Here is a 23,342-nt window from a genome sequence, read left to right on the forward strand (position 1 = left end):
ATATCAATCGTTGGGCGGGGATCTCCGCTCCAGGAGGACGTAATGAAGGTTTTGATCCTGAACACACCGAACCGGGGATACGCGACCGACTTCCCCCCCGTTGGCGCGTTGAGTGTTCTGAATTACGCTCGGAAACACGGGCCTGAAGGCGCGGAGTACAGCTTCTATAACGTGGATTTCCTGCGCCCCACCCTGGAACAGGCCATTGAATATATCGTGGCTTACAAGCCCGATGTGGTCGGAATCAGCGCCGTGATCTCCACCTCCTATCTGTTTACCAAGACCATCGCCCTGGCGCTGCATGAACGGCTGCCCGATTGCCTGTTGGTTATCGGTGGTAACCTGGCGTCGGCGGCGGAATTGTTGCTGCGCAAGGCCAAGGTGGATATTTGCGTGCCGGGCGAGGGCGAGATGGTGTTTCGGGATCTTCTGCATCACCTCCAGGATCATCCCGGAAATCGGGATTTTTCGGCCATTCCGGGCCTCGTATATCTTGATGCGGCGGGCAAGCTGGTCAATACGGGATTGGAAAAGCCGTTGTCGGCCGATCAGATCTGGGATTTCGATTGGGACGACCTGGATAGGTCCGGTCTCACCGGGCATTACGTGCGACCGGTATTCAACGACGATGGTATTCCGCGGCATCCCTGGCGTCTGGACCGGCGCAGCTTCGAGCCGCACCGCAAAAACAAGAATTTGGCCGTTTTGAATTGCGTCAAGGGATGCGTTGCGCGCTGCACCTTCTGTCACCGCAACCAAAAGGGCATCCGCCATATTCCGGTCGAGTTGGTGATGAAGCGGTTGGACGAGTTGATCGAGCGCTACAACGTCGGGTTCGTCTATATGGGGGCCGAAACCTTTGGGGCCGACAAACGCTGGCTCACCACTTTTCTTGAAGAGATCAAAAAGCGCGACGTGCTGTGGGGCGCGGGCGGCGTGCGGGCCAATACCTTCGATTTCGGATGGGTCGAAAAGGTCAAGGAAGCGGGCTGTGTGAATCTTTCCTACGGCAACGAGACCGGCAGCGAACGCATGTTGGCGATCATGGAAAAAAAGGTCACCAAGGAAGAAAACTACCAGGCGATGGAAAACGTCATCCGGGCCGGCTTTCCGACCGGAATGCAGTTCGTGCTCGGGATGCCCGGGGAAAGTGAAGAGACGGTGCGTGAGACCATTGAGTTCATCAAGTTCGGCACCACCCTGAGCGAAGAGGAAAACCCGGACCGCTTCGCCATCGGCTATGCCCAGGCCCTGCCGGGGACGCCGCTGTACGAATATGCCCGGCTGCATGGCTACATCAAACCCGGAATCGACGGCGAGGATGAATACCTGTTGCGCATGTCCAACCGCGATGCCTCCGATCCGGATGTGGCGATCAACTTTACCCACGTCCCGCGGCTGCGTTGGCTGGCCTGGCGCCACCTCATCTCCATCGAGGTTTACCACAATTATCTGAAAAAGTTCGGTCGTGAACATTATTACAAGATTATCGCGCGTGACTTGGCTTATCTCGGAGGATTCCATGGTGATGCGCCGGAGGTTGCGGACGCCATCCTGGCACCGTACCTTGAGACCCTGCGGGAAGGAAAGTCTCCGCCCTTATCCGTGCTGTTCAAGCTTTTGACGTCGGATCGACCGGGGCTGTCGATGACGTTCTATCCGACGGTGTTCTATCCCTTACGGCATATGGTATCGCTGATCGAATTGGTCCGCAGCTCCATGCTTTACGGATGGAAACGCGGGGTGTTCCTGGCCTGGGATTGGTTGACGTTCCGCCTCAGCCAGCCTTTCCGGCAACCAAAATTCAAATACGAATACAAGTCCTTGCGCAAAATCGTGCAGGATCTGGGGTATATGCCTGAAGATCCCGAGGGTATGTTTCCCTTGCGCGAGGGCCGGTAAGCGATCCAGGGTCTGAGGCTCACGTCCACGTCGATTGGGGGGGAAAGTTGGAAAACGATCTGGTGGCGGCAGGCGAGAGTGCTCCGCCCGTGGTGGCCATCGTGCCGGCCCGCAAAGGGTCGAAGCGGGTGATCAACAAAAACATGCGCCCGTTTCATGGTCGCCCCCTGGCGGCCTGGACTTTTGATCTGATCCGCGATCTGGCGTTGTTCGATCGAGTCCTTGTCACCACCGACGATGACGACATGAGTGCCCTGGTCGCCGATTATCCCGGTTTCGAGGCCTTGCGCCGCCCGGAAAACCTGGCGGGGGACAGCGCGACGGTGCTGGAGGTCATGTTGCAGGTCGGACGGGATCTGCACTTGCCTGCAGAAACGATTGTGGTGCTGCTCCAGGTTACCGCGCCGCTGCGTGTGCCCGGCGACGTGACCCAGGCTTTGCGGCTGTTCGAGGACGGGGGGCGAGCGCGGACCGTGGTCGGGGTCAGCCCCGTTCTCTATCCACCGGCGCTGACCTGGACCATTGAGGATGAAACATTGGTCTCGACGACCCGGGAAACGGCCCCCTTGGTCACCCGCAAGCAGGCCCATGCCCCGGCCTATCACTGGAACGATATTGTGCTGGTCGACAGCCTTGCCGGACTGGCGACTCCGGGGCGGAATCTGTTCGGTCCGGCCCCCATTCCCCTGATTGCGCCTCCGGAACGGGGGGTGGCCATCGACTATCCGGTTCAGTTCACAATGGCCGAGGCGCTGTTCCCGCCTCACGATGAAAGGCTCGCCCCATGACCATATTTTCCGGTGCCGTCTGCACGCCATTGCTGCCGTTCGCGACCAATAGCACTTTCCAGTTCGACCGTTTCGATCCTTTTGTCGCCTGGCAGGTCGCCAACGGGGTCAAGGGGTTCTTCGCGCTGGGGACCTGGGGCGGGTTTGCCCTGCTGACCACCGCGGAACGTAAAACGGCGGCGGAACAGATTGTCGCGGCCATTCATCGCCACGGCGGCACCGTCATGTTGCAAATCGGCGCCCTGGCCCAGTCCGAAGCCGAAGATCTGGCCCGCCACGCCGCCGCTGTCGGGGCCGATGCGATCGCCAGCGTGGTGCCGCTCTATTACAGTTCGGCGGGCTATTACAGCTTCGAGGATTACAAGGCCTACTTTGCTCGTCTGGTCGAGGTCAGCGATCTCCCCCTCTACCTCTACAACAACAAGCGCACTACCAATGTGCTGCTGACGCCGGAGCAATTCGTTGAACTGGTGGGCGTTGGCTTGGCCGGTGTCAAGGACGGTTCCAAGGACCCCGGCTGGATCCTCAAGACCCAGGAGTTGTTGGCACAACAGGGTTTGCAGGCGGATATCGTTCCGGGCAATACGTCGGCCATGCCCTACAGCGTCGCCTATGGGATCGGGTCCTGCATGTCCGGCGCGACGGTGACCATGCCCCGCTTGACCGCCCAGACCATGGAGGCCTTCCTACGCGGCGACATGGCCGAGGCTGGTGCCCTGCACAGGAAACTGATGTCTGCCCGCCGCCGCATTGCCGAGCGCGGCCACCCGGCCCCGACCAGCTATGCGGTGCTGCGGGCCATGGGCCATGATCTGGGCGTTGCCCGTCGCCCCTGGCCGCATGTTTCCGACCATGCCATCACCGGGTTGATCGACGAACTGAAGGCCCTGGGCGTGCCGGATGTGCTCTAGGCTGCTCTGCCTGGATTTCGACGGGGTCGTGCTGGAATCGGTCCATATCAAGGATCAGGCCTATCACGCCCTGTTTACCGACGTCGATTCCGGAATGCGGGATAAAATCCTGGCGGAACACAAGGCAACGCCCGGAATGAAGCGGGGCCGCAAGGTGGCCCATCTTTTCACCATGGCCCATGGACGCCCGCCGCAAACGGACGAATTGGCCCATTACGTGGCGCGGTTTGCCGAACTGGTGGTGAAGGAAATGCTGGCTTGTCCCTATACGCCGGGTTTTGAAACCTTCATTTCCGGTTGCAAGGACAAACCCATCTATTTGGCGACGGCGGCCCCTCAGGCGGAGGTGCAGGACATTGCCCGCCGCCGCCGCATGTCGTGGATCACCGAGGTTTTCGGCAATCCCACGACAAAAGTTGAGGCTTTGCGGGAAATCGCCCGCCGGGAGGATCGCCCCGTTTCCGAAGTGTTGTTCATTGGTGACGGGGTCAACGATCTCGCCGCCGCCAGAGAAGTGGGGGCGGTGTTCCTGGGCCGGGTGCCCGCTGGGGACTTGAATCCGTTTCCTGACGACGTGCCGGTCTTTCAGGATTTCGCGCGGGATGCGCCAGGGGTCGTCCACGCCCTGCGGGAAGGACTTTCCGAGCACCCATGAAAACGTACGTCGTTTCGGAATTGACTCTTCTGCCGCTGCTGCTGGAGGCCGGGCGGGGACGGAAGATTCGCATTCTGGCGGTTGATCCCTATCTGCCGCCGCTGGCCGGTATGCTGGGTAAAATCGTTGATCGGATGATTGCGGCGGGCCGGGCGACGTGGGTGGTGCAGGATTTTCCAGAACTTGCCGATGTGGTTGCCGCACCAACCAATGTGATGTTGCGCGACGTATTCGCCAAGATCGAGGATTGGCAGAACCGGCGCTGCCGCTTCACGGAATCCGAAGCCGATGCTCGCTACGGGATGGCCTATCGGCAAGTCTCCGCGAAGGTCATTGAGAGCAAATACATCCAAGCACTCTTTCTGGAAAAAATCGAGGAAACCGAGACCGGGCTGCAAAATATCCGGGGCATGCATGCCGACACCCGAGGCTTATATGCAGCCTGGCGCGGACAACAAGGCGGCACTTGGGATCGCCCCCGCAGATGGAATGTGGGCTCACTCCTGGTCAATCCATTGTTGCTGGGAGCCAGCACCCTCTTTTCCTGGGCCTGGATCTTGCGGCGTTTGCGCGGACGAATTGTGGCCGGTTCGTATTTCCTGGCAGCGGATTACCTGCGTGACCCTCGCGACAATCGTCTCTATCGGTGCGCGGCGGAAGGCGGGCCGCTGCTGCTGGTGAAGCGCACCCAGGCATTGGCGGTGGATACCCTGCCCGATGACTTGTCCGCAACGGTCGCCGAGGCCGATGCAGGAGGCTTCACACTCCTCGGGGCCCTGATCGCCCTGGGGCTGGTTTTAGGGGATGGCCTGCGGCTTCTGGGGACCTATGGCCGGATGTCGCCGACACATTTCTATGCCGTCAGCACCTTGCCCCATAAGCGGATCGTCTTCCGCGCGTTTTTCAATAGATACCGCCCGGCCTTCTACTGGGGTCGCGACGAGTACAATGTGGAGCATATTCTCCGGCGGCAGGAATTGCACCGGATTGGCGGACGTTCGTTGGGTTTGATGCATGGGGTCCAGGCTCTCGGGGATCTCAACCCGCGCCGCCGCTACATTGATTTCGATGTTTTCTATATCTTCGGTCCACACCTCTATGAGAAGCATTACAAAAAGACCTGGGCCAAGGACATGGCGGTGCGTCCCATCGGCAGCTTCGGCTTTTCGCGGGAACAGTTTGATGCCCCTTTCCCGAAGGACGCGACGGATATTGCCATCTTCGTCGCCCTGGGCATGAAAGAACCTGAGATTGCCCGGACCATTCGGGAGATCTGTCTGGCTTTTCCCGAGCGACGGGTTCTGGTGAAACCGAAGTACCTGGATCGCTCCCACACCATTGATGACTTGCTAGATGCCATCGGCCGGGATGTGACGAACATGGAAATGACCCGAAGGGCGGCGCATGATCTTATGGCGGGCGCGGCGGTGGTTCTTTCCGATGCCTCGACGGTCGTCACGGAGGCGCTGCATCTTGGTCGACCGACCCTGATGCTCGATATGCTGACTGACCACCGGCAATGTTTGTATCGGGATTTTCCGGGTCTTTGCGTGCGAACCGCCGAAGGGGCTGTAACGCAGATCACCAAGTGGTTCAAGGGCTCCGAAACCTTCGATAGAAATCACTATAACGATCTGATTGATGTCTCGGGCCGCTGGTTCATCGACATAATCCGCGAGGACCTCGGGCTCACTCGGACGACGGACGGCAAAGGCAAACAATGATCTCTCTGATCGGACGCATTCTTTCGTTCATCGACCCGATGCATCGGGCAAAGATTTATATCCTGGTCGCTTTGATGGGCGTGACCTCGCTGCTCGATATGGCGGCTCTCGGTTTGATCCTGCCCATTCTGACCTTGTTCACCGAGCCGGATCGCATTTACCAGTGGACAGGCGGGCTGTTGCGTTCCCTGAGCCATGAGGGTCTGATCCTGCTGAGTGTTGGCTGTTTCACGATTTTCTTTCTGATCAAGACATTCGCCACCTTGCTGATGGTCTTTTTCACCAATCGCATTTCGGCGCGGATGATGGCGCAATTTCAGACCAATGTTTTCCGCCGTTATCTGCGACGCCCCTATATCCTGAATCTGACCAGCGCCTCGTCGGATGTGATGCATAACACGGTGATGAACTGCTACCGCGCTTTCGAAGCCGTACGGATCATTCTCAACATCGTTCTGGAAAGCATGCTGGCGACAGCGACGGCCTTACTGTTGCTGCTGGTCGAGCCGTTGGCAACCTGCGCCATGGCGGTCATGTTTGGGGCCACGGGCTTTATCTATCATCGTTACGCCGGACCGGTCCTCCAGCGCTGGGGGACGATCATGGTGCAATCGGAGCGCAATCTGCTTCAGGCTTCCGGGCAAGCCTTCCATTCGATCAAGAGCATTAAGATCCATCAGCGCGAGGCTTATTTCGAGGCGCAATTCTTCAATCTGGCCAAAACGGATTCCGTCTACCGCTCCAATGCCTTCACATTCCAGCATGTGCCTCGTCTGGCAGTCGAGCTGTTGATGATCATGGCCTTTGCGGTCAGTGTTGCCGTGATGGTGTTTTCAAAAAGCGAGTTGAGCGCCACCCTGCCGGTCCTGGGGCTGTTCGCCATGGCGGCGCTGCGCCTGATGCCATCATTGAATCGCCTGCTTCAGGCCATGGGGGAATTGCGGCAACGGGAGCCTGCGATCAATCTGGTTCATGCGGAACTGGCCGCCTCGGCCCGGGAGACGGCCCGCCCGAGCGAACAGGGACAGTCGAGCCGACCGCTGCCGTTCGAGCGGGATCTGACACTGGAAAATTTGACGTTCCATTATACGGACCAGGACGCGGCGGCGCTGCGGGACATTTGCTTGACCGTTCACAAAGGGGAATCCATCGGCTTGGTGGGCGGCTCCGGGGCCGGAAAGTCGACCCTGACCGAGATTATTCTGGGCTTGATCCGACCCAGCGCAGGGAGCATCAAGGTCGACGGCAAGGACATCTGGAGCGCTGCGGAAAGCTGGAACATGCAGCTCGGGTTCGTGCCTCAGCATATTTATATTCTTGACGATACATTGCGCAATAATATCGCTTTTGGTGTGGCCGCCGAGAATATTGATGAAGAACGGGTCCGCAAATCCGTTTCCATGGCCTATCTCGACAGCGTGGTGGCGGGTTTGCCTGAGGGTCTGGATACGCTGGTCGGGGAGAACGGCGTGCGCCTATCAGGCGGTCAGCGGCAACGCCTGGGGATCGCTCGGGCGCTCTATACGGATCCGGCGTTGATCGTCCTGGACGAGGCGACGTCGGCCCTCGACAACGAAACAGAATTGGAAGTCAATGCTGCCATCGACCGCCTAGCGGGGAAAAAAACCATGATCATCGTGGCCCACAGGTTAAGTACTGTGCGCCATTGCCAACGGATCGTGTTCATGCGCGATGGGTCGATTGAAGCCATTGGTTCGTTCCAGGATTTGATGGAGAAATCCCCCGGGTTCAGGCGGCTCGTCGAGCTCGGAGGGCAGGGTGAGTTGACAGAATCTCAAGTGAATTAGAGCGGGATGAATTTAGGTTGGTCCATATCCGGCGTTTCTGACGAGGTTGGCGCATTCCTGCGGCGGGAAGGCATCGAGTAGCCTTCCGATGGCCTCGCAGAGCGCATCGACGGTGCGCGCGGCCTCCTTGCGCAGCAGATGCTTGAGTTTGGCAAAGACCTGCTCGATGGGGTTCAGGTCGGGGGAGTATTTCGGCAGGAAGAACAGCTTGGCACCCGCGCCTCGGATGAGGCGGCGGATGGCTTCGCCCTTGTGGCTGCCGAGATTGTCCATGACCACGATATCGCCGGGCTTGAGGGTGGGGATGAGCACCTTCTCGACATAGACCCGGAAGCGTTCGCCATTGATCGGCCCGTCGAGAACCCAGGGCGCCTCAATGCGGTCGTGGCGGAGCGCGGCGAGGAAGGTCATGGTTTTCCAGTGGCCATACGGCACCTTGGCGTCGAGCCTTTGGCCGACCGGCGCCCATCCCCGGAGCGGCGCCATGTTGGTCTTGGTCCAGGTTTCGTCGATGAAGACTAGGCGATCAATGGCCACCCGGTCCTGATACGCCTTCCACTGTTCACGCTTACGCGCCACGTCGGGCCGATCCTGTTCCCTGGGAAGGACGCTTTTTTTTGAAACTCAGTTTTTCGGCATGCACGAATTCCCAGACGCTGCGGTAGTCGACCATCACCTTGCGCTCGGCCAGTTCCGCCACCAACCCACGCAACGTGAAGTCCTTCTCCTTGCACCGCTGGATAAGCCAATCACGGTGTTCTCCTCGGATTGTCTTCGGCCGGTTCCCTCCCATCTTGTCGGGCGCAACACTGCCCGTCTCGCGGAAACGGGTCACCCAGCGGATGACCGAACTGACACCAACGGCAAACCGCGCCGCGGCCTGGTGCCGAGAGAGGCCGCCTTCCTCAACGGCGGCGACCACACGCTCGCGGAGATCGTTCGAATAGGGTTTCGTCATCCATACTGGCCTCCTTTTCCAGCCAGTATGTTGAATCAGAATTGCGAGACTTTGGGAATCCCCTTTCGATTCACTCCGGCTTCATCCCGCTCTAGGTTCAAATATGCACATAGCCGTTTCCAACATCTCTTTGCCGCCGGGCGTGCCTGTCGCCGAACTGGCGCGCGTGTCTGAGCTTGGCGTGCGTGGGCTGGAAGTGGCTCCCTCGCGGATCTGGGCGGACACTTGGCAGGGCCTCGCCGCGTCGCAGGTGAGCGCTTATCGACAGCAGGTTGAAGCGGCGGGGTTGCGGATGGTCGGTCTTCATTCCCTTATTTTCGATCATCCGGATCTGGGGCTGTTCAAAGATGCCGAAACCCGGTCCCACACTCTGGATTTCTTCACCCATCTGTCTGCTGTCTGCCGGGACTTAGGCGGGAAAACCCTGATCTGGGGCGGCGGGCGGCGGCGTGGCGATGTATCCCTGGCAGATGCCTTCGATGAGGCCATCGCCTTCATGGGCGAGCTATGTGCCCGGATCGACGATCACGGCACGGTATTTTGCTTTGAGCCGTTGGGCCCGAAGGATTCGGATTTTGTTAATTCAGTGCATGAGTCCATTCGGATCGTCGAGACCGTCAATCATCCGTCTTTGAGGGTGCAACTGGATGCCAAAGCATTGATGGAAAACGATGAAATAAATGAAGCGACGTTCGTCGCTGCGGCACCCTATCTGGTGCATTATCACGCCAACGAACAGGGACTGGGGATTCTTGGCGAGGGTGGTGCGGTGCCCCATGCCCGGCTCGGGCAATTGCTGCAAGGTATCGGCTATGACGACTGGGTATCCATCGAACAGCGGATGCTCCCCGATAAAGATCCTCTTGAAATTTTGGCGCGCAGCATCGGTCACGTGAAGGACTGTTATCCATGAACCGTTTCGAAAAACCTGATTGGGTTCCCGCAGTCTCCAAGGGCTCGCGTATTCTCATCATCGGGGCCAGCGGCGGCCTGGGGACGGCGCTGACCCAAATGCTGCTTGAGGGCTCCGATTGCGTCATCGGGGTGCATGGCGCAACCAAAAAGCCGCGTGTCGAAACCTCCGACCGTCTGATCCAGCTCCGCCAGTCCTTCAACAGTTGCGCCGACTGTGAACGGGTCATTGATACCTTCGTCGACAAAGCGGGCGGCATGGATGCCCTGGTCGTGCTATCCGGCGGCATCCATTTTTCCGGCCACTGGAAAGACATGCCGGAAGCGGACTGGGAACGGGACATGGCGGTTAATCTCAATCAGCCGTTCTATCTGGCTCGCGCCGCCCTGCAACGCATGACCGCTCAGGGCAGCGGCGGCCGTATTCTGCTCAATGGAACAGAGTCCGCCTTGCATGGGGGATCGGCCATGTCCTTTCCCTACGCGGTCGCCAAAAGGGGCACGGAATGCCTGGTCCAGGGGTTGGCCCGCGAGGGGGCAGCCCATAACATCCTGGTCAACGGAGTCCGTCTCGGCTACATCAAGAGCGGCTTTCATCAGCGTTGGCATGAAAAGACCGAACAGGAGATGACGGAGCGCGCCGATTTGGTGCCGCTGAAGCGGGGGGGAGACCCTCAGGAGGCGGCGGCATTGATGATTTACCTGCTGTCTGGATGGGGCTCCTTCATCACCGGGCAAATGTTTCCGTTGACGGGCGGCGACTGGTTGTAGAAAACATGCCGTTTGCAGACCAATGACCCCCAGGGATCGCACTTAAAAAGTTACACTCCTCGAGGAAAGACATTCATGAAAATCTTTGTTTCCGGCGTCGCCGGGTTTCTTGGCAGCCATTTGGCGGACACCTTTATTGCTGAAGGCCACGAAGTGGTGGGCTGCGACAACATGATCGGCGGCGAACTCCATAACGTCCCGGACAAATGCAGCTTTCATCAAGTCGACTGCAATCAGTTCGAGACCATGCTGCGCCTGACTCAGGGCTGCGATGTGGTTTATCACTGCGCGGCCACGGCCTATGAGGGGTTGTCGGTGTTTTCGCCCAATCTGGTGACGCAGAATATTGTCGGTGCGTCGGTGTCCCTATTCACGGCGGCGATCCAGAACAAGGTCAAGCGGATCGTCTATTGCTCTTCCATGGCGCGCTACGGCGAAAATCAGGTGCCTTTCCGCGAGACCTACGAAACCCGCCCGCAGGACCCTTATGGAATCGGCAAGGTGGCGGCCGAGGAAATTCTCAAAAACCTGTGCCAGGTGCATGGTGTGGAATATGTCATTGCCGTACCGCACAACATCATCGGATCGCGGCAGAAATACGACGACCCCTATCGCAACGTCGCCTCGATCATGATCAATCTGATGCTGCAGGGGCGACAGCCGATTGTCTACGGAGACGGCAAGCAGAAGCGCTGTTTCTCCTTTGTCGACGACTGTATATATTGTCTCAAGCAAATGGCTTTCCAGGAAAACGTGGTGGGCGAAGTGATCAACATCGGCCCGGACGAAGAGTTCGTGGAAATCATTGAACTGGCCGAAATGATTTCCAACCTGCTGGGCTTCAATCTGAATCCGGTATTCATGCCGGATCGGCCGCAGGAAGTGAAAATGGCCACCTGTTCTTCGGACAAGGCGCGCGAACTGCTTGGCTATCAGACCTCGGTTTCGCTGCGCGATGGTTTGCAGGACATGATCGACTACATTAAAAAGCGCGGTCCGTTGCCGTTCCTCTATCACCTGGATTTGGAAATCGTGAACGAGATCACGCCCAAGACCTGGTCTGAGCGGCTTTTCTGAACACAACCGGGTTGGAGCCAGGATCATGTGGAACGGCAAGACCGTCAGTGTCGTATTCCCGGCTTACAACGAGGAGCCGAACATCGAGGCGGCCATTGCCGAGTTCCAGGCAGTGTCCTTCTTCACCGGCTCCAAGGTGGTGGACGAGATCCTGGTGGTCAACAACAACTCCAAGGATCGCACCGAGGAACTGGCGCTGAAGGCGGGGGCGCGGGTGGTCTCGGAACCCAGGCAGGGCTATGGCAACGCCATGCAGCGGGGGTTGAAAGAGGCGGCCTCGGATATCATTGTGCTGTGCGAGCCCGACGGCACCTTCGTGGCCCATGATATCCTCAAACTGCTGGCCTATGCCGATGATTTCGAGATGGTATTCGGCACCCGGACCTATCCCGGCATGATCTGGAGCGAGGCCAACATGAAGTGGTTCATGCGCCTGGGCAATTATGCGGTGGCCAAATTCATGGAAGTGCTTTACGGCGCGCCGTCGCTGTCCGATTGCGGCTGCACGTTTCGGCTTCTGCATCGCGCCGCCGCCGACAAGATCCAGCCCGAGCTGTTCGTCGGCAAGTCTCATTTTTTGCCCAACATGGTCATCGCGGCCCGTATCAAGCAGCTCCACTTCATCGAGGTCCCGCTTAGTTACCGGGGCCGGGTGGGGGAATCGAAAATCACCGGCAGTCTCTGGGGCACCATCAAGACCGGTTCGGCCATGGCCTGGCTGATCGCCCGCATGTGGCCCCTGTTTCTGTGGCGGCGGATGACCGGAACCGTCTGACATGGCTGAAAATCCCGCGCCTCTGGCCTTGGACCAGATCTACCAGAATCGCTTCGACGCCGAAGATCGGGTGGCCATGCGGGCCGTATGGCGGGTGCTGGTCGATCATTTCTTTCAGCGCTGGGTAAAGCCGACCGACGCGGTGCTCGATGTCGGGGCAGGACTGTGCAATTTCATCAATCAGGTCAAGGCCGCGCGCCGGGTCGCCATGGATGCGGACCCGACCACCGGTTCGCGCTGTGACCCAGGGGTGGCCTTCATCCATGCGCAGAGCCTGGAGGCCTGTCAGGAGGCCGGTCCGTTCGACGTGGTGTTCATGAGCAACCTGCTGGAACATCTGCCCAGTGGCGAGGCGGTGCTTGAGTATCTGCGGGAAACCCGGCGGCTGCTGAAGCCCGGGGGCCGGGTGATGATCCTGCAACCGAATTTCGCTCTGGTCGGGGCGGCCTATTTTGATTTCATTGATCACAAGACCATCCTGACCGACAAGTCGTTGGTCGAAGCCCTGGAACTCAGCGGGTTCGAGGTCGAATACCTCAAGCGCCGTTTCCTGCCCTATACCTCCAAGTCGTCGATTCCCCGGGCACCCTGGATGGTCCGTCTGTACCTGGCCCTGCCGCCGGTGCAGTTTCTCATGGGCCAACAGTCCTTTGTGGTGGCCCGTCCGGTGGCGCTTGCTTCCGACGCTTCGCGCCCCATATAGCAAATGGGCAGGCGGTGCGGTGCAGATGAACTTTCAGCGACCCTTGAAGAATAACAGGTTCCGTCCGGCACCGGGTTTCGGCGAAGACCGTGCGTCTTGGCAGCTCCAGCGGGCGGAAATCGAGCGTAGCGGAGCCCTGCGTTCCATTTCCGGTCCGCGCGCCGCAAAGTTCATGGCCTTCAAGCGAAGGGTTTTCGGCTGGGCCAACCTGGGGTCGCCGCCGCTGCACTGGAATGGCCTGCATAGCCATCTGATTCGCCGGGCCAAGCGATTGAATTTCCGGTTTTTCGATGTGCCGGTCTACGGTCTACCCGCCGCCTTCGAAGGCTATCGGCTGCTGCATCTGAGCGATCTGCATTTGGGTGGCGTTACGGGGCTTGAAGACAGCCTGGCCAGCCTTCTGAAGGATATTGAGACCGATGCGGTGGTCTATACCGGCGACTTCATCGACGATTTTCACGACGACCCCGCTTCCATGGCCCCGGCGCTGCGCAAAATCCTCGGCAACGTATCGATTGCCGACGGCGTGCTGGCGGTGCTCGGCAATCATGACGGCTGGCGGTCCGTGGCGGTCCTGGAGGGGCTGGGATACCGGGTCCTGGTCAATGAATCGGTGACCCTGGAGCGCGGGGACGCCCGGTTGGTCTTTACCGGGACCGACGACCCGAGTTATTACTACACGGATCGACAGCCCCAGGCGTTTGATCGGGCACCTGAAGGATGTCGGATCGCGATGAGCCATTCCGCCGATCTGGCGGACGCCGCAGCCCGCAATGGATATGGCTTGTATCTGGCCGGACATACCCATGGCGGGCAGGTCTGTTTCCCCGGCGGTCGCCCCCTGTATCTAGATTTGCAGGTGCATCGGGAATTCGGGGAAGGGCTATGGGTTCACGCACAAATGACCGGCTATACCAATGTCGGTGCCGGGGCTTCGATTATGCCCTATCGTTTTTTCAAGCCCGGTGAGGTGGCTCTTTTGACTCTGAGACAACACCCTCTCCCGGTGGCGGATGGAAGGCCATGAGTATGTTGGAAAACACCCCGGAACCTGCCGCGCCCGTGCGCAAGGCCCGTCCCGCCCGCATTGTCCGAAAGACCGATGATCGGCAGATTGCCGATTTGTACGGGCAGTATGCCGCCCCGGTCGGTGAGACCCGCGGGATTCAGATCGTGCGCCCGTTCTCGGTGCTGTCGGCCACCACCTACAGCGCCGCCATTCTGCCGCCGCTTGGGCTGGCTTATCTGGCATCGGTGCTGCGCAAGGCCGGATACGGCGTCGGTATCGTCGATGCGCAAGGGGAGGATATCTTCAATCTCCGTCTTTCGGAATGTGAACGGTACAATCTTCAGGGTCTGGGCACCGAGGCGCTGATCGACCGGATTGCGCCGGACACCCTGGTGGTTGGCGTCTCGTTGATGTTTTCGCAGGAGTGGCCGCCGCAACGGGATTTCATCCTGGCACTGCGGGAGCGCTTTCCCGATGTGGTCATCGTGGCCGGTGGGGAGCATCCGACGGCTTTTCCCGAATATACGCTGCGCGATTGCCCGGCCATCGACTTTGTGGTCACCGGCGAGGGGGAACTGACTTTCCTGGAATTGGTCTACCGGCTGTTCCATGGGCTGGCCGCCAAAGAGTCGCCCGGGATTTCCTATCTCAACGAAAACGGAGCTTATGTCAGCAACGGCTACAGTGACCGCATTACCCATCTGGACGACCTGCCGCGCCCGGCCTGGGACCTGTGTCAGGTGGAAAACTATTTTCAGCCCAACTGGGCCATGGGCATCAACATGGGACGCCACATCCCCATTCTGGCGACCCGTGGCTGCCCCTATCAATGCACCTTCTGCTCCAATCCGGTCATGTGGACCACCCGTTACAAGATGCGCGATGCAAAAGACGTGGCGGCGGAAATCGAGGAACTGGTCTCGACCTACCATGTGGATTCCATTGATTTCTTCGACCTGACCGCGATCGTCAAAAAAGACTGGACGCTTGAATTCTGTGACGAACTCAAGCGCCGCAAGCTGAAGATAACCTGGCAGTTGCCGTCCGGGACCCGTTCCGAGGCGCTCGACCAGGACACCTTGCAGGCGCTATGGGATACCGGCTGCCGATTGATCACCTATGCGCCGGAAAGCGGTTCCCAGCGGACTTTGGAGTTGATCAAGAAAAAGCTGAAACTGCCGCATATCGTCGAAAGCATCCGCATCGCCAAAAGCGTCGGTCATACGGTCAAGATCAATCTGGTGATGGGATTCCCCGGCGAAAAGCTGTCTGACATTTTCAAGACCGTCGGCTTCGGGATCAAAATGGCCTGGATGGGCGCGGACGATTGCAACATCGCCATTTTCTCCCCCTATCCCGGCTCGGAGCTGTATGCCCAGTTGCTGGCAGAAGGCAAACTGCCGCCGCCCAGCGATGACTACTTCGCCTCGCTGCTGGTCTATTTCGACCTGACCAAATCCATTTCCTACTGCGAGAATGCCAGCGGTCGCACCCTGGCCTGGCTGCGTATCCTGATATTGATGTCATTCTATTCGCTGGCCTATCTGCGTCACCCCAGGCGCATTTGGCGCGTGGTGCGAAGCATGACCGGGAAAAATCCCTTTCGGCCATCCAATGTGCTGGAGCAGCGCTTGTTCGACATCTTCGCCCGCAAAAAGCGCGTCGCCGCGAAATAGACCGAGTTCAACGGCATGAGACAGTTTCAGGACCGGACGGATGACACACGCACCAATCGTTTGGTGATGCTGCTCGGTATGCTTTGCGCGGCCTTGCTCAGCATCAAGTATTTTCCGGGGGTCGAGGGAAACGCCTATTACGCGGGCTTTGTCCTGAAGTCCCTGTATCCGGACCTGATGACTCAGGACCCGATTGTCGGCAACGCCCTGTCGTCGACCAGTTCCCCTTACAAGTTGACACTCTATTATCTGCTGCCGAAGATTTTCGGGGAACTGTGGCTCGATGATCGGTTTACCGCGCCTTTTTACATCCTCGTCGTGGCGGCGTCCTTTTTCGCAGCGGATCGGATCGCAGTGGCCTTTGGACTGCGCGGTGCCTGGGGACGGGTGATCGTGCAGCTCATGTTCCTGCGCGATCACATGATCATGGAAAATGCGGTGAACTTCGCCCATCAGCCGGATTTTCACCATTCGGCGGTGGTGTTTCCGATCGGACTCTGGCTGTTCTGGGCGGTCATCCGGGAAAAGAGTCTGGCTGTGATCCTGGTGATCGGAGCGTTGCTGGGCGCCGTCTCGCCACAGGTGGCCCCCTATGCGCTGGGTATGAGTCTGGCTGCGGTGGGGCTGACCCGCAACGGGAGGGAACGTACGATTTCCCTAGCTTTGTTGGCCCTGGGGATGGTTGCCGCCGTCTATCTCTTTGGTTTCCATCTGGCCGTTCCGGAGGCCGACCGCCTGCATATCTGGGAACTACTGGTCTATCACTGGTATGAGGGCATGGTCCTGCCGTTCGATGACCGCTACATGGGCACGGCTTTTGTGGCCTCGGGCGTGATGATATTTTCCGGCATCATAGGTATTGTCCTGTTCTGGCCGACCGAAAAGACTCCCGCCCTGGCGGCTGCCCGCGTCATTTTGACGGTCGCCTTCGTGGCCTGGGTTCTCATGGGGCTGTATGTCCAGTTTGCCCCAGAGGCATGGCGTTATCCGCAGCTTCTGTTGTTTCCCATTACCCGCCAGATGCAGTTTCCGCAGGTATTGGCCTATGTCGGCGTGACGGTATTGATGCTCAACTGGCTGCGGGACGGTCCGAGTCTCCTGCGCGCGGGGGTCAGTGGGCTGGTTTTGTTCGTTCTGGTGGTGGCCGGACCAGGAAATCTGGACCTGTGGTCAGGATTGCTAGGTGGGGGGCTGATCCTCTCGTTGCTCGGCCATGTTTATTGGAAACGATCCGCCGGGCTGTCGGTGCAGGAAAGGGTTGCGGATGATTTCCGTTCTTTGTTCGGTGTCGCGATGTTTCTGGCGATGGGCGTGGCGATGGGGGTATCGAGCTGGCAGAAATGGCCAGACTGGGAGTATCAATTCAAGACAGGCATTCACGGCAGTTCGTCAAGCGCCCCTTGGGTCGAGGCGTCGAAATGGATTCGTCACAACACCCCGAAGCAGGCGGTTGTGCTGCCCATTGAATTCGCGACGGACCCCTCGTCTCAGTCTTTGATGATACGCCGCGCCATCATCTCGCGGGGTGGACGCGCCACACCGCAGCCGATGATGCTGTCTCATGGCCTCAATCTGAAGCATTTTCTGTTCGCCGAGGAGCAGCGCGCTATTGCCCGCACCCTCATGGATTCCTGGTTTCAAATGTCGCCCATGGATATCGCCGGTCAGATTGCCCGCTTGGAGCCGACGCCTGATTATATCCTGGCACCGGCATCCGTGGTCGAGCATATGAACGATCCGGCTTTTCCCTATGCACCGGTGGCCGAGGTTGGGGCATTCACCGTGCTGCGTATGCGCGACCAAATCTCCGAGGGGAAATGACCGACCTGTCTCCCGCCGCCTTGGCGCACGTGGCGCGACCTCTGTATGCCCGGGGATCGCTGTTGTTGCGTCTGATTCAGGGCTACCGCCCCTTGATCTGTCCCTTCGGCCAGATGATCGACATGATTCCTGCCGGGGCACGGGTGCTCGACGTGGGCTGCGGCAGTGGGTTGTTCCTCGCCCTGCTTGCCCATGCGGACCGGATTGGCGCGGGTCACGGGGTCGATATGTCGCCGATGGCCATCGACGTGGCCCTTCATATGAAAGCGGTGCATCCCCGGGGGGACCGTCTGACCTTCGAATGCCGCTCGGCCCAGGAGGCCTGGCCGGAGGGGGAATACGACGTGGTGTCCTTTGTCGACCTGCTTCACCATGTGCCGCCGGGCGATCAGACGGAGGTTCTTCGTCAGGCGGCGGCCAAAGTGCGGCCGGGCGGACTGTTCCTGTACAAAGACGTCGGGCGGCGGCCCCGCTGGCGGGCGACGGCCAGCATCCTCCACGATCTGGTCATCGCGCGGCAATGGATCCATATCCCGGATATGGCGGAGATCCAGACCCTGATGGTGGCACTGGGATTCGAGCAGCTCGAATTCCAGGCCATTAACATGTGGTGGTACGGCCACGAACTGGCCCTGTTCAGGCGGGCCGGTTGAGGCGTCCCTCGGTCAATCCGGCGCTGAAAAGGTTGCGGTCCGAGTGACGGCCTTTGAACTGCTCTTTCAATTGTTGGTGCCGCTCTCGTAAGCTCTGCCGAGCGTCCGTTTCGTCGGCCCCGCTACAAACCGCATCTGCCAGATCCAGGGCTTCCGGGGCCAGTTCGATCAGCCGTTTGCGATGGGTCAGCCAGTCGTTGAGGTAGAAGGTCCGTTCGTGCGGATTGATTGGCGGCAACAGGTCGGACAGCAGGCCCTCCGGGTCACGGACCAGCACCTGCGCCCCGTCCAACCAGCCTGCTTCGTGGATAGATTTTTGCTCCTGCGTCATGTTGGCCGGATGGGCCGGGCTGTAGGCCTCGAACAACAGCTTGAACTCCGGGTGACCGAGCAGAAAATCCCGAGTCGACCAGCGCACGTCCGGATAGTTGGCGTCGTCGATGACGATCACCGCGTTTTCATGCAGGAACGGCTTGATCAGCAGCAGGCAGATGAGCTGACTGCGGTAATCGTGCGGTCCGTCAATGAAATAGACGGCAACCCGCCGCCCGTCCAACCGGTCGCCGAGGGTTTCCAAGGCGATCTCGAAATCCTCGTTGATCAGGTGGGCGTTGGTCACTTCGAAACGGGCCATGCGCTCGCGGACGATGGAAAGATTGACCTCTTCTGGGTCCAGAGTGGCGAAATTGTCGATGCCGTAACAGGGAAATCCCGGCGCGGCAAGGGCGGAAGAGACCAGGGTCAGGCCCTGAAAAACACCGATTTCCAGGTAACAGGCGGTGGGGTCGTCTTCAAACCGGCGCGCCAGCCGTTGCAGCAGACCGACACTTTTCAGTCCAGACAGGCCGCTCAAGCCATCTGCACGCCGGTCAACCAACAACGGCGTCTGTTCCGTTTCCGCGACGAGGGCGGTCACTTGGGCGATAAAATCTTCATTGGACGGGGACAAGGGCGGGCCACTCCGATTACATTGGGTCGGCGCGCACCTTGCCACACCCGCAACCGCATGTGAACTCACGAGATGACTGTTCTGCTCCGCCAATCGAAGGAAATGCCGATGGAGGGCGCGTGGGACCATTGGCTGGCCGTCACCGGCACGGCCTGTGATCTTGTGGTGTCGCGCCGCCTGCCGGATCTCGCGGATCGGCTGGAGCGGGCCTTTGAGGCCGAGCGCGAGACTTGGTGGCAGTTGGGCCATGAGTTGGGACGACAACCCTCCGCCGACATCGCCCATATGCCGACGGCGGGCAGTTTCGGATGTGATTTCGGCATCATGCTGGCCTGGGGGCGGCTGGTTTTGGAATTGGTTCGGGAACAGGCCCGCGTGCTAGTGGTCTGTGACGATCCCTGGCTGTTTCGGTATCTTCGGACCTTGGAGGGGGTGACGGCCGGTCGCGTTCCGTCCCGTTTATGGCTGTTGCTCAAGGGACGTTTCCGGGGTCTCGCGGCCCGTACCCGAGTGGCGCTGCGGGTCGCTCTGGCCGCTGTTCGCCTGCCCGCTCCATCCCAGCAGGGACAGGCGGTGCTGTTGGTCTATGGTCATCCACAAAGCGACGCGGCGGGTCATGACGCCTATTTCGCCGATCTGATGATCCGCTTCCCGCATATTGGTCGGGCGCTGCATACGGATTGTCCGGTACCACGGGCCCGGGAGTTGGGTGCCGATGGGCGGACGGTCAGTTTGCATGGCTGGGGCAGCCCGTGGTTCGCTCTGACCCTGCCCTTCGTGCGCTGGAGACCGGTAATCGACGGGCCGTTGGCAGAACTGGTGCGGCGGGCGGCGCACAAGGAGAACAGCGGCGGCGGCCCGGCCATGAATCGATGGCAGATGCATTGTCAGCGGCGATGGCTGGCCCAGGCTCGCCCCAAGCGGGTGGTCTGGCCGTGGGAAAACCATGGTTGGGAGCGCAACCTGTGCCGCGCCGCCCGCCCGGCGGGAGTGGCGACCTATGGCTATCAGCATACGGTGATCGGCCCACATCAATTCAATTACAGCAGCGCCACCAACTGGGATGCCGGGATCAGTCTGCCGGATCTGGTGATCGCCGATGGCCCGGCCTACCGGGATGAAATGGCCGCCTGGGGGATTCCCCAGGATCGGCTGGTGATTGGCGGCTCGTTGCGTCTGCCTCGCTACGGCACGGCGACGGTCAATCCGCGCGGGCCGGTATTCGTCCCCTTGTCGGCCATTCCGGCAGTGGCGGAACAGCAGGTGGCAGCGGGACGGCGGCTGGCCGAGGCCGGTTGGCGGGTGCGGGTCAAAGAGCATCCCATGTATCCGTTGGCCTTCGAGGAACAAGAAGAATTGCAGCGCACCGGAGACCCCCTGGCCGCGCAGGACGGGCTTGCGGCGGTGCTGTTCAGCACCGGAGCTTCCGGGTTGGAGGCGGTGCTGATGGGCTTTCCAGCGGTGCGCCTGCAACTGCCCGACCAAGTGGCGATCAATGTGCTGCCGACCGGATTGTCGGTGCCGACGGCGACCGTCGAGACGGTAGTGGCGCGATTCAAGGAAAAACTGACACCGCCGCGTGCCCGGTGGGACGATGTGCTGGCCGATCCAGACACTTCCTTCTGGCACCGACTGCTGATCGGTGATATGCACTCAGCCACCGATTTGACACCAAAGAAACCGACCCCATGAGCCCAAACAATTTGAAAGTGGCGCTGATCGGCTGCGGTCGCATCGCCGGTCACCATTGCCAGTCTGTCGCCGCCGTTGCGGGGGTCGAACTGGCCGCTGTCTGCGATCTGGTGGAAGACAAGGCCCGGGCCTACGCCGAACAATACGGCGTGCCCCATTTCATCGACTATCACCAAATGCTGACAGAAATTCCAGGGATTGATCTGGTGGCCGTTATCACCCCGTCGGGGATGCATGACGAACATGCCCGCGACGTGTTGAACCGTTACGGCAAGCATTTGATCGTCGAGAAACCGACGTTCATGCGTCCGTCGCAGATGACCGCCGCCTATCAACAGGCCGATGCCCTGGGAGCCAAAATCTTCCCGGTCTTCCAGAACCGCTACAACAAGGCAGTGTCCAGGGTACGCTCGGCTTTGCAGGCGGGGGAACTGGGCGACATCCGGCTGGTCTCGGTGCGGGTGCGTTGGTGCCGACCGCAGCGATATTATGATTTGGCCCCCTGGCGCGGCACCTTCTCCCATGACGGCGGTTGTCTCACCAACCAGGGCATCCATCATGTGGACCTGCTGCGCCATCTGGGCGGCGAAGTGGCACGCATCAACGCTACTATGCGCACCCTGGGGGCCGATATCGAGGTGGAGGATGCTCTGGTCGCTACCCTCGACTACAAATCCGGGGCCATCGGCAGCCTGGAAGTGACCACCGCCGCCCGCCCGGACGATTTCGAGGCCTCGCTGTCCATCGTCGGCTCCGAGGGGCTGGCCCAGATCGGCGGCATTGCGGTCAACGAATTGCAGATCTTTACTCCCGATCCCGAGGCCTGCGCCGCCCACTCGGAAGATTTCGTCGGCATCAAGGGCCATGGGGCAGTCTACGGCTACGGCCATACGGAAATGTATCGCGACATCGTTGCTGATCTGCGCGGCGAAAAACCCTATCCGGTGGACCGGCACGATTGTCGGAGCACCCTGGAACTGCTCAACGCCTTCTACCGTTCCGACGAGGCGGGCGGCTGGGTGGGCGTCGGTGGGCCGGATGAATCGCCGCGCCTGGGCCGCGCCAACGACGCGGTATCAGACCTCTACAGGACAGCGGCACCGTGAGCGGCAGAATGAACGTGGGCATCGCCGGATACGGCATTGTCGGGCAGCGGCGGCGGGAGGTCATCGACGCCCGCCCGAACATGCGGACCATTGCCGTCTGCGACCAGACCCTGCCGGGCGAGGGTGCCTTTGACGACGGGGTGCGCCACTACACAACCTTCGAACGGATGTTGGAGGCCGAGCCGGAGCTCGATATCCTGTTTGTCTGCCTGTCCAACGATGTCAATCCAGCGGCCACCATCGGCGGCTTGGAGCGCGGTCTGCATGTGTTCTGTGAGAAGCCGCCGGGGCGTGACGTGGCCGACATCGCTCGGGTCATCGCGGTGGAAAAAAAGCATCCTGGACTGAGGCTGCAATACGGCTTCAATCACCGTTACCATGACTCGGTGCGTGATGCTCTGAAGCTGGTGCAATCCGGCGAGTTGGGGCGGGTCATCAACCTGCGCGGCATCTATGGCAAATCACAATTGATCACCTTCAACCAGACCTCCTGGCGCACTCGGCGGGAGTTGGCCGGAGGTGGCGTGTTGCTCGATCAGGGTATTCACATGGTCGACCTGCTGCGCCTGTTCGCTGGCGAATTTACCCAGATCTACAGTGTCATCGGCAACGACTTCTGGGGCCATGACGTGGAAGACAACGCCTATGCCCTGATGCGTACCGCCGACGGCATCGTTGCCATGATCCATTCCTCGGCCACCCAATGGCGGCACCGGTTCAATCTGGAAATCACCCTGGCCAAAGGTTCGGTGACCCTGTCGGGCATTCTGTCGGGCTCCAAGAGCTACGGGGCCGAGACCCTGACCGTGGCTCGGGTTGGCGACGACGACCGGGGCGACCCGCGCGAAGAGACTGTCCGCTACAATCAAGATCCCTCGTGGTCCGACGAAGTGGCGGAATTCGCTGCTGCCATTACGGAAAACCGTCCGATCACCAATGGATCATCGGACGAGGCCCTGAAAACCATGCAGCTGGTCTTTGGCATATATTGCGCCGATCCGGTTTGGAGGGCAAAGTGGGGCCTTAGCGTTTCAGGAGATGAGTCATGAGTGCCGCGCCCATAAGTCAAAGCGACCGTGCCTTCGGGCTGACTTTTGTCGCCGTCTTCCTGATCATTGCTGGGGTAGCCTGGTATTTTTTCGACGTGCTGGCCGTCTGGGCCTTGGTCTGCGCTGGTGTGTTTTTCATTTTGGCGTTGTTGCTGCCAATCAGCTTGCTGCCGCTTAATCGACTCTGGGCTGGGTTCGCCCATCGGTTGGGTGGGTTCAACAATCATCTGCTACTCGGTCTGTTCTATGGGCTGTTCATGGTGCCGCTTGGTGGTCTGATGCGCCTATTTGGCTGGGACCCTTTGCGGCGCTCTTTCATGTCGGAGGACACCAGTTACTGGACGCCGGTCACCCGTAAAACCGATGCCGAGACCTTGCACGACCTGTTCTGAGGGGCTATTGG

Annotated in this window: 21 protein-coding genes; 19 read left to right on the forward strand and 2 right to left on the reverse strand. The window is 59.8% G+C overall.

The annotated features are described in order from the left end of the window. Window positions 1–42: 42 nt before the first annotated feature. The 6 genes from ACYQ1P_RS07040 to ACYQ1P_RS07065 are packed head-to-tail and all read left to right on the forward strand — an operon-like array spanning window position 43 to window position 7,788. A complete protein-coding gene (locus ACYQ1P_RS07040; RefSeq protein WP_460019631.1) occupies window positions 43–1,902 on the forward strand; it encodes a B12-binding domain-containing radical SAM protein in 1,860 nt (619 codons plus the stop codon). Window positions 1,903–1,949: 47 nt separating this feature from the next. Next, a complete protein-coding gene (locus tag ACYQ1P_RS07045) occupies window positions 1,950–2,690 on the forward strand; it encodes an acylneuraminate cytidylyltransferase family protein (RefSeq protein ID WP_460019632.1) in 741 nt (246 codons plus the stop codon). Further along, window positions 2,687–3,601: a dihydrodipicolinate synthase family protein gene (locus ACYQ1P_RS07050; RefSeq protein ID WP_460019633.1), complete on the forward strand. Its 915-nt coding sequence runs from the start codon at window positions 2,687–2,689 to the stop codon at window positions 3,599–3,601. The genes ACYQ1P_RS07045 and ACYQ1P_RS07050 overlap by 4 nt, the downstream gene beginning before the upstream one ends. After that, a complete protein-coding gene (locus tag ACYQ1P_RS07055) occupies window positions 3,591–4,256 on the forward strand; it encodes an HAD family hydrolase (protein ID WP_460019634.1) in 666 nt (221 codons plus the stop codon). The genes ACYQ1P_RS07050 and ACYQ1P_RS07055 overlap by 11 nt, the downstream gene beginning before the upstream one ends. Further along, the gene (locus ACYQ1P_RS07060; RefSeq protein ID WP_460019635.1) at window positions 4,253–5,980 is read left to right on the forward strand and encodes a hypothetical protein; all 1,728 of its coding nucleotides are present in this window, start codon (window positions 4,253–4,255) and stop codon (window positions 5,978–5,980) included. Before ACYQ1P_RS07055 ends, ACYQ1P_RS07060 begins: the two co-directional genes overlap by 4 nt. Continuing rightward, window positions 5,977–7,788, forward strand: coding sequence for an ABC transporter ATP-binding protein (locus ACYQ1P_RS07065; RefSeq protein ID WP_460019636.1), 1,812 nt, complete (start codon window positions 5,977–5,979; stop codon window positions 7,786–7,788). Before ACYQ1P_RS07060 ends, ACYQ1P_RS07065 begins: the two co-directional genes overlap by 4 nt. A gap of 12 nt (window positions 7,789–7,800) precedes the next feature. Here the strand turns inward: ACYQ1P_RS07065 and ACYQ1P_RS07070 are convergent. After that, a protein-coding gene (locus tag ACYQ1P_RS07070; RefSeq protein ID WP_460018340.1) for an IS630 family transposase occupies window positions 7,801–8,746 on the reverse strand; the annotation gives its coding sequence in 2 pieces (ribosomal slippage) (window positions 7,801–8,406 and window positions 8,408–8,746; 945 coding nt in all). Between the two features lie 142 nt (window positions 8,747–8,888). On the opposite strand from ACYQ1P_RS07070, the gene ACYQ1P_RS07075 reads away from it, so the two are divergent. The 9 genes from ACYQ1P_RS07075 (at window position 8,889) to ACYQ1P_RS07115 (ending at window position 18,143) form a co-directional block, all read left to right on the forward strand. Then, window positions 8,889–9,659 carry a sugar phosphate isomerase/epimerase family protein gene (locus ACYQ1P_RS07075; protein WP_460019637.1) on the forward strand — a complete coding sequence of 257 codons (771 nt, stop codon included), beginning with the start codon at window positions 8,889–8,891 and terminating at the stop codon, window positions 9,657–9,659. Continuing rightward, complete coding sequence (locus tag ACYQ1P_RS07080) at window positions 9,656–10,429, forward strand: SDR family NAD(P)-dependent oxidoreductase (protein ID WP_460019638.1); 774 nt, start codon at window positions 9,656–9,658, stop codon at window positions 10,427–10,429. Before ACYQ1P_RS07075 ends, ACYQ1P_RS07080 begins: the two co-directional genes overlap by 4 nt. A 75-nt stretch (window positions 10,430–10,504) precedes the next feature. Then, window positions 10,505–11,506: an NAD-dependent epimerase/dehydratase family protein gene (locus tag ACYQ1P_RS07085; RefSeq protein ID WP_460019639.1), complete on the forward strand. Its 1,002-nt coding sequence runs from the start codon at window positions 10,505–10,507 to the stop codon at window positions 11,504–11,506. 25 nt (window positions 11,507–11,531) lie between these two features. Continuing rightward, the gene (locus ACYQ1P_RS07090; protein WP_460019640.1) at window positions 11,532–12,281 is read left to right on the forward strand and encodes a glycosyltransferase family 2 protein; all 750 of its coding nucleotides are present in this window, start codon (window positions 11,532–11,534) and stop codon (window positions 12,279–12,281) included. 1 nt (window position 12,282) lies between these two features. Continuing rightward, on the forward strand, window positions 12,283–12,984 hold the full coding sequence (locus tag ACYQ1P_RS07095; RefSeq protein WP_460019641.1) for a class I SAM-dependent methyltransferase: 702 nt from the start codon (window positions 12,283–12,285) through the stop codon (window positions 12,982–12,984). Window positions 12,985–13,009: 25 nt separating this feature from the next. Then, window positions 13,010–14,011 carry a metallophosphoesterase gene (locus ACYQ1P_RS07100; RefSeq protein ID WP_460019642.1) on the forward strand — a complete coding sequence of 334 codons (1,002 nt, stop codon included), beginning with the start codon at window positions 13,010–13,012 and terminating at the stop codon, window positions 14,009–14,011. Further along, window positions 14,008–15,669: a B12-binding domain-containing radical SAM protein gene (locus ACYQ1P_RS07105; RefSeq protein WP_460019643.1), complete on the forward strand. Its 1,662-nt coding sequence runs from the start codon at window positions 14,008–14,010 to the stop codon at window positions 15,667–15,669. The genes ACYQ1P_RS07100 and ACYQ1P_RS07105 overlap by 4 nt, the downstream gene beginning before the upstream one ends. A gap of 15 nt (window positions 15,670–15,684) precedes the next feature. Beyond that, window positions 15,685–17,490 carry a hypothetical protein gene (locus ACYQ1P_RS07110; RefSeq protein ID WP_460019644.1) on the forward strand — a complete coding sequence of 602 codons (1,806 nt, stop codon included), beginning with the start codon at window positions 15,685–15,687 and terminating at the stop codon, window positions 17,488–17,490. Next, window positions 17,487–18,143: a class I SAM-dependent methyltransferase gene (locus tag ACYQ1P_RS07115; protein ID WP_460019645.1), complete on the forward strand. Its 657-nt coding sequence runs from the start codon at window positions 17,487–17,489 to the stop codon at window positions 18,141–18,143. Before ACYQ1P_RS07110 ends, ACYQ1P_RS07115 begins: the two co-directional genes overlap by 4 nt. Here the strand turns inward: ACYQ1P_RS07115 and ACYQ1P_RS07120 are convergent. Continuing rightward, window positions 18,127–19,092: a class I SAM-dependent methyltransferase gene (locus ACYQ1P_RS07120; RefSeq protein ID WP_460019646.1), complete on the reverse strand. Its 966-nt coding sequence runs from the start codon at window positions 19,090–19,092 to the stop codon at window positions 18,127–18,129. The genes ACYQ1P_RS07115 and ACYQ1P_RS07120 overlap by 17 nt on opposite strands. Window positions 19,093–19,164: 72 nt before the next feature. Between ACYQ1P_RS07120 and ACYQ1P_RS07125 the strand changes: the two genes are divergently transcribed. The 4 genes from ACYQ1P_RS07125 to ACYQ1P_RS07140 are packed head-to-tail and all read left to right on the forward strand — an operon-like array spanning window position 19,165 to window position 23,331. Beyond that, the gene (locus ACYQ1P_RS07125; RefSeq protein WP_460019647.1) at window positions 19,165–20,784 is read left to right on the forward strand and encodes a hypothetical protein; all 1,620 of its coding nucleotides are present in this window, start codon (window positions 19,165–19,167) and stop codon (window positions 20,782–20,784) included. After that, window positions 20,781–21,890 (forward strand): Gfo/Idh/MocA family protein, encoded by a 1,110-nt coding sequence (locus ACYQ1P_RS07130; protein ID WP_460019648.1) that lies wholly within the window; start codon window positions 20,781–20,783, stop codon window positions 21,888–21,890. The genes ACYQ1P_RS07125 and ACYQ1P_RS07130 overlap by 4 nt, the downstream gene beginning before the upstream one ends. Continuing rightward, window positions 21,887–22,939, forward strand: a complete 1,053-nt coding sequence (locus ACYQ1P_RS07135; protein WP_460019649.1) for a Gfo/Idh/MocA family protein — start codon at window positions 21,887–21,889, stop codon at window positions 22,937–22,939. Before ACYQ1P_RS07130 ends, ACYQ1P_RS07135 begins: the two co-directional genes overlap by 4 nt. Then, window positions 22,936–23,331, forward strand: a complete 396-nt coding sequence (locus ACYQ1P_RS07140) for an SxtJ family membrane protein (RefSeq protein ID WP_460019650.1) — start codon at window positions 22,936–22,938, stop codon at window positions 23,329–23,331. The genes ACYQ1P_RS07135 and ACYQ1P_RS07140 overlap by 4 nt, the downstream gene beginning before the upstream one ends. Window positions 23,332–23,342: the final 11 nt, after the last annotated feature.

The organism is Magnetospira thiophila (assembly GCF_054657015.1).

What these genes read in the sequence shown, in the direction of transcription:
- ACYQ1P_RS07040 (WP_460019631.1), top strand. Translation starts at nt 43, where the DNA reads ATGAAGGTTTTGATCCTGAACACACCGAACCGGGGATACGCGACCGAC.
- ACYQ1P_RS07050 (WP_460019633.1), top strand. Translation starts at nt 2,687, where the DNA reads ATGACCATATTTTCCGGTGCCGTCTGCACGCCATTGCTGCCGTTCGCG.
- ACYQ1P_RS07055 (WP_460019634.1), top strand. Translation starts at nt 3,591, where the DNA reads ATGTGCTCTAGGCTGCTCTGCCTGGATTTCGACGGGGTCGTGCTGGAA.
- ACYQ1P_RS07060 (WP_460019635.1), top strand. Translation starts at nt 4,253, where the DNA reads ATGAAAACGTACGTCGTTTCGGAATTGACTCTTCTGCCGCTGCTGCTG.
- ACYQ1P_RS07065 (WP_460019636.1), top strand. Translation starts at nt 5,977, where the DNA reads ATGATCTCTCTGATCGGACGCATTCTTTCGTTCATCGACCCGATGCAT.
- ACYQ1P_RS07080 (WP_460019638.1), top strand. Translation starts at nt 9,656, where the DNA reads ATGAACCGTTTCGAAAAACCTGATTGGGTTCCCGCAGTCTCCAAGGGC.
- ACYQ1P_RS07085 (WP_460019639.1), top strand. Translation starts at nt 10,505, where the DNA reads ATGAAAATCTTTGTTTCCGGCGTCGCCGGGTTTCTTGGCAGCCATTTG.
- ACYQ1P_RS07090 (WP_460019640.1), top strand. Translation starts at nt 11,532, where the DNA reads ATGTGGAACGGCAAGACCGTCAGTGTCGTATTCCCGGCTTACAACGAG.
- ACYQ1P_RS07095 (WP_460019641.1), top strand. Translation starts at nt 12,283, where the DNA reads ATGGCTGAAAATCCCGCGCCTCTGGCCTTGGACCAGATCTACCAGAAT.
- ACYQ1P_RS07100 (WP_460019642.1), top strand. Translation starts at nt 13,010, where the DNA reads ATGAACTTTCAGCGACCCTTGAAGAATAACAGGTTCCGTCCGGCACCG.
- ACYQ1P_RS07105 (WP_460019643.1), top strand. Translation starts at nt 14,008, where the DNA reads ATGAGTATGTTGGAAAACACCCCGGAACCTGCCGCGCCCGTGCGCAAG.
- ACYQ1P_RS07110 (WP_460019644.1), top strand. Translation starts at nt 15,685, where the DNA reads ATGAGACAGTTTCAGGACCGGACGGATGACACACGCACCAATCGTTTG.
- ACYQ1P_RS07115 (WP_460019645.1), top strand. Translation starts at nt 17,487, where the DNA reads ATGACCGACCTGTCTCCCGCCGCCTTGGCGCACGTGGCGCGACCTCTG.
- ACYQ1P_RS07125 (WP_460019647.1), top strand. Translation starts at nt 19,165, where the DNA reads ATGACTGTTCTGCTCCGCCAATCGAAGGAAATGCCGATGGAGGGCGCG.
- ACYQ1P_RS07130 (WP_460019648.1), top strand. Translation starts at nt 20,781, where the DNA reads ATGAGCCCAAACAATTTGAAAGTGGCGCTGATCGGCTGCGGTCGCATC.
- ACYQ1P_RS07140 (WP_460019650.1), top strand. Translation starts at nt 22,936, where the DNA reads ATGAGTGCCGCGCCCATAAGTCAAAGCGACCGTGCCTTCGGGCTGACT.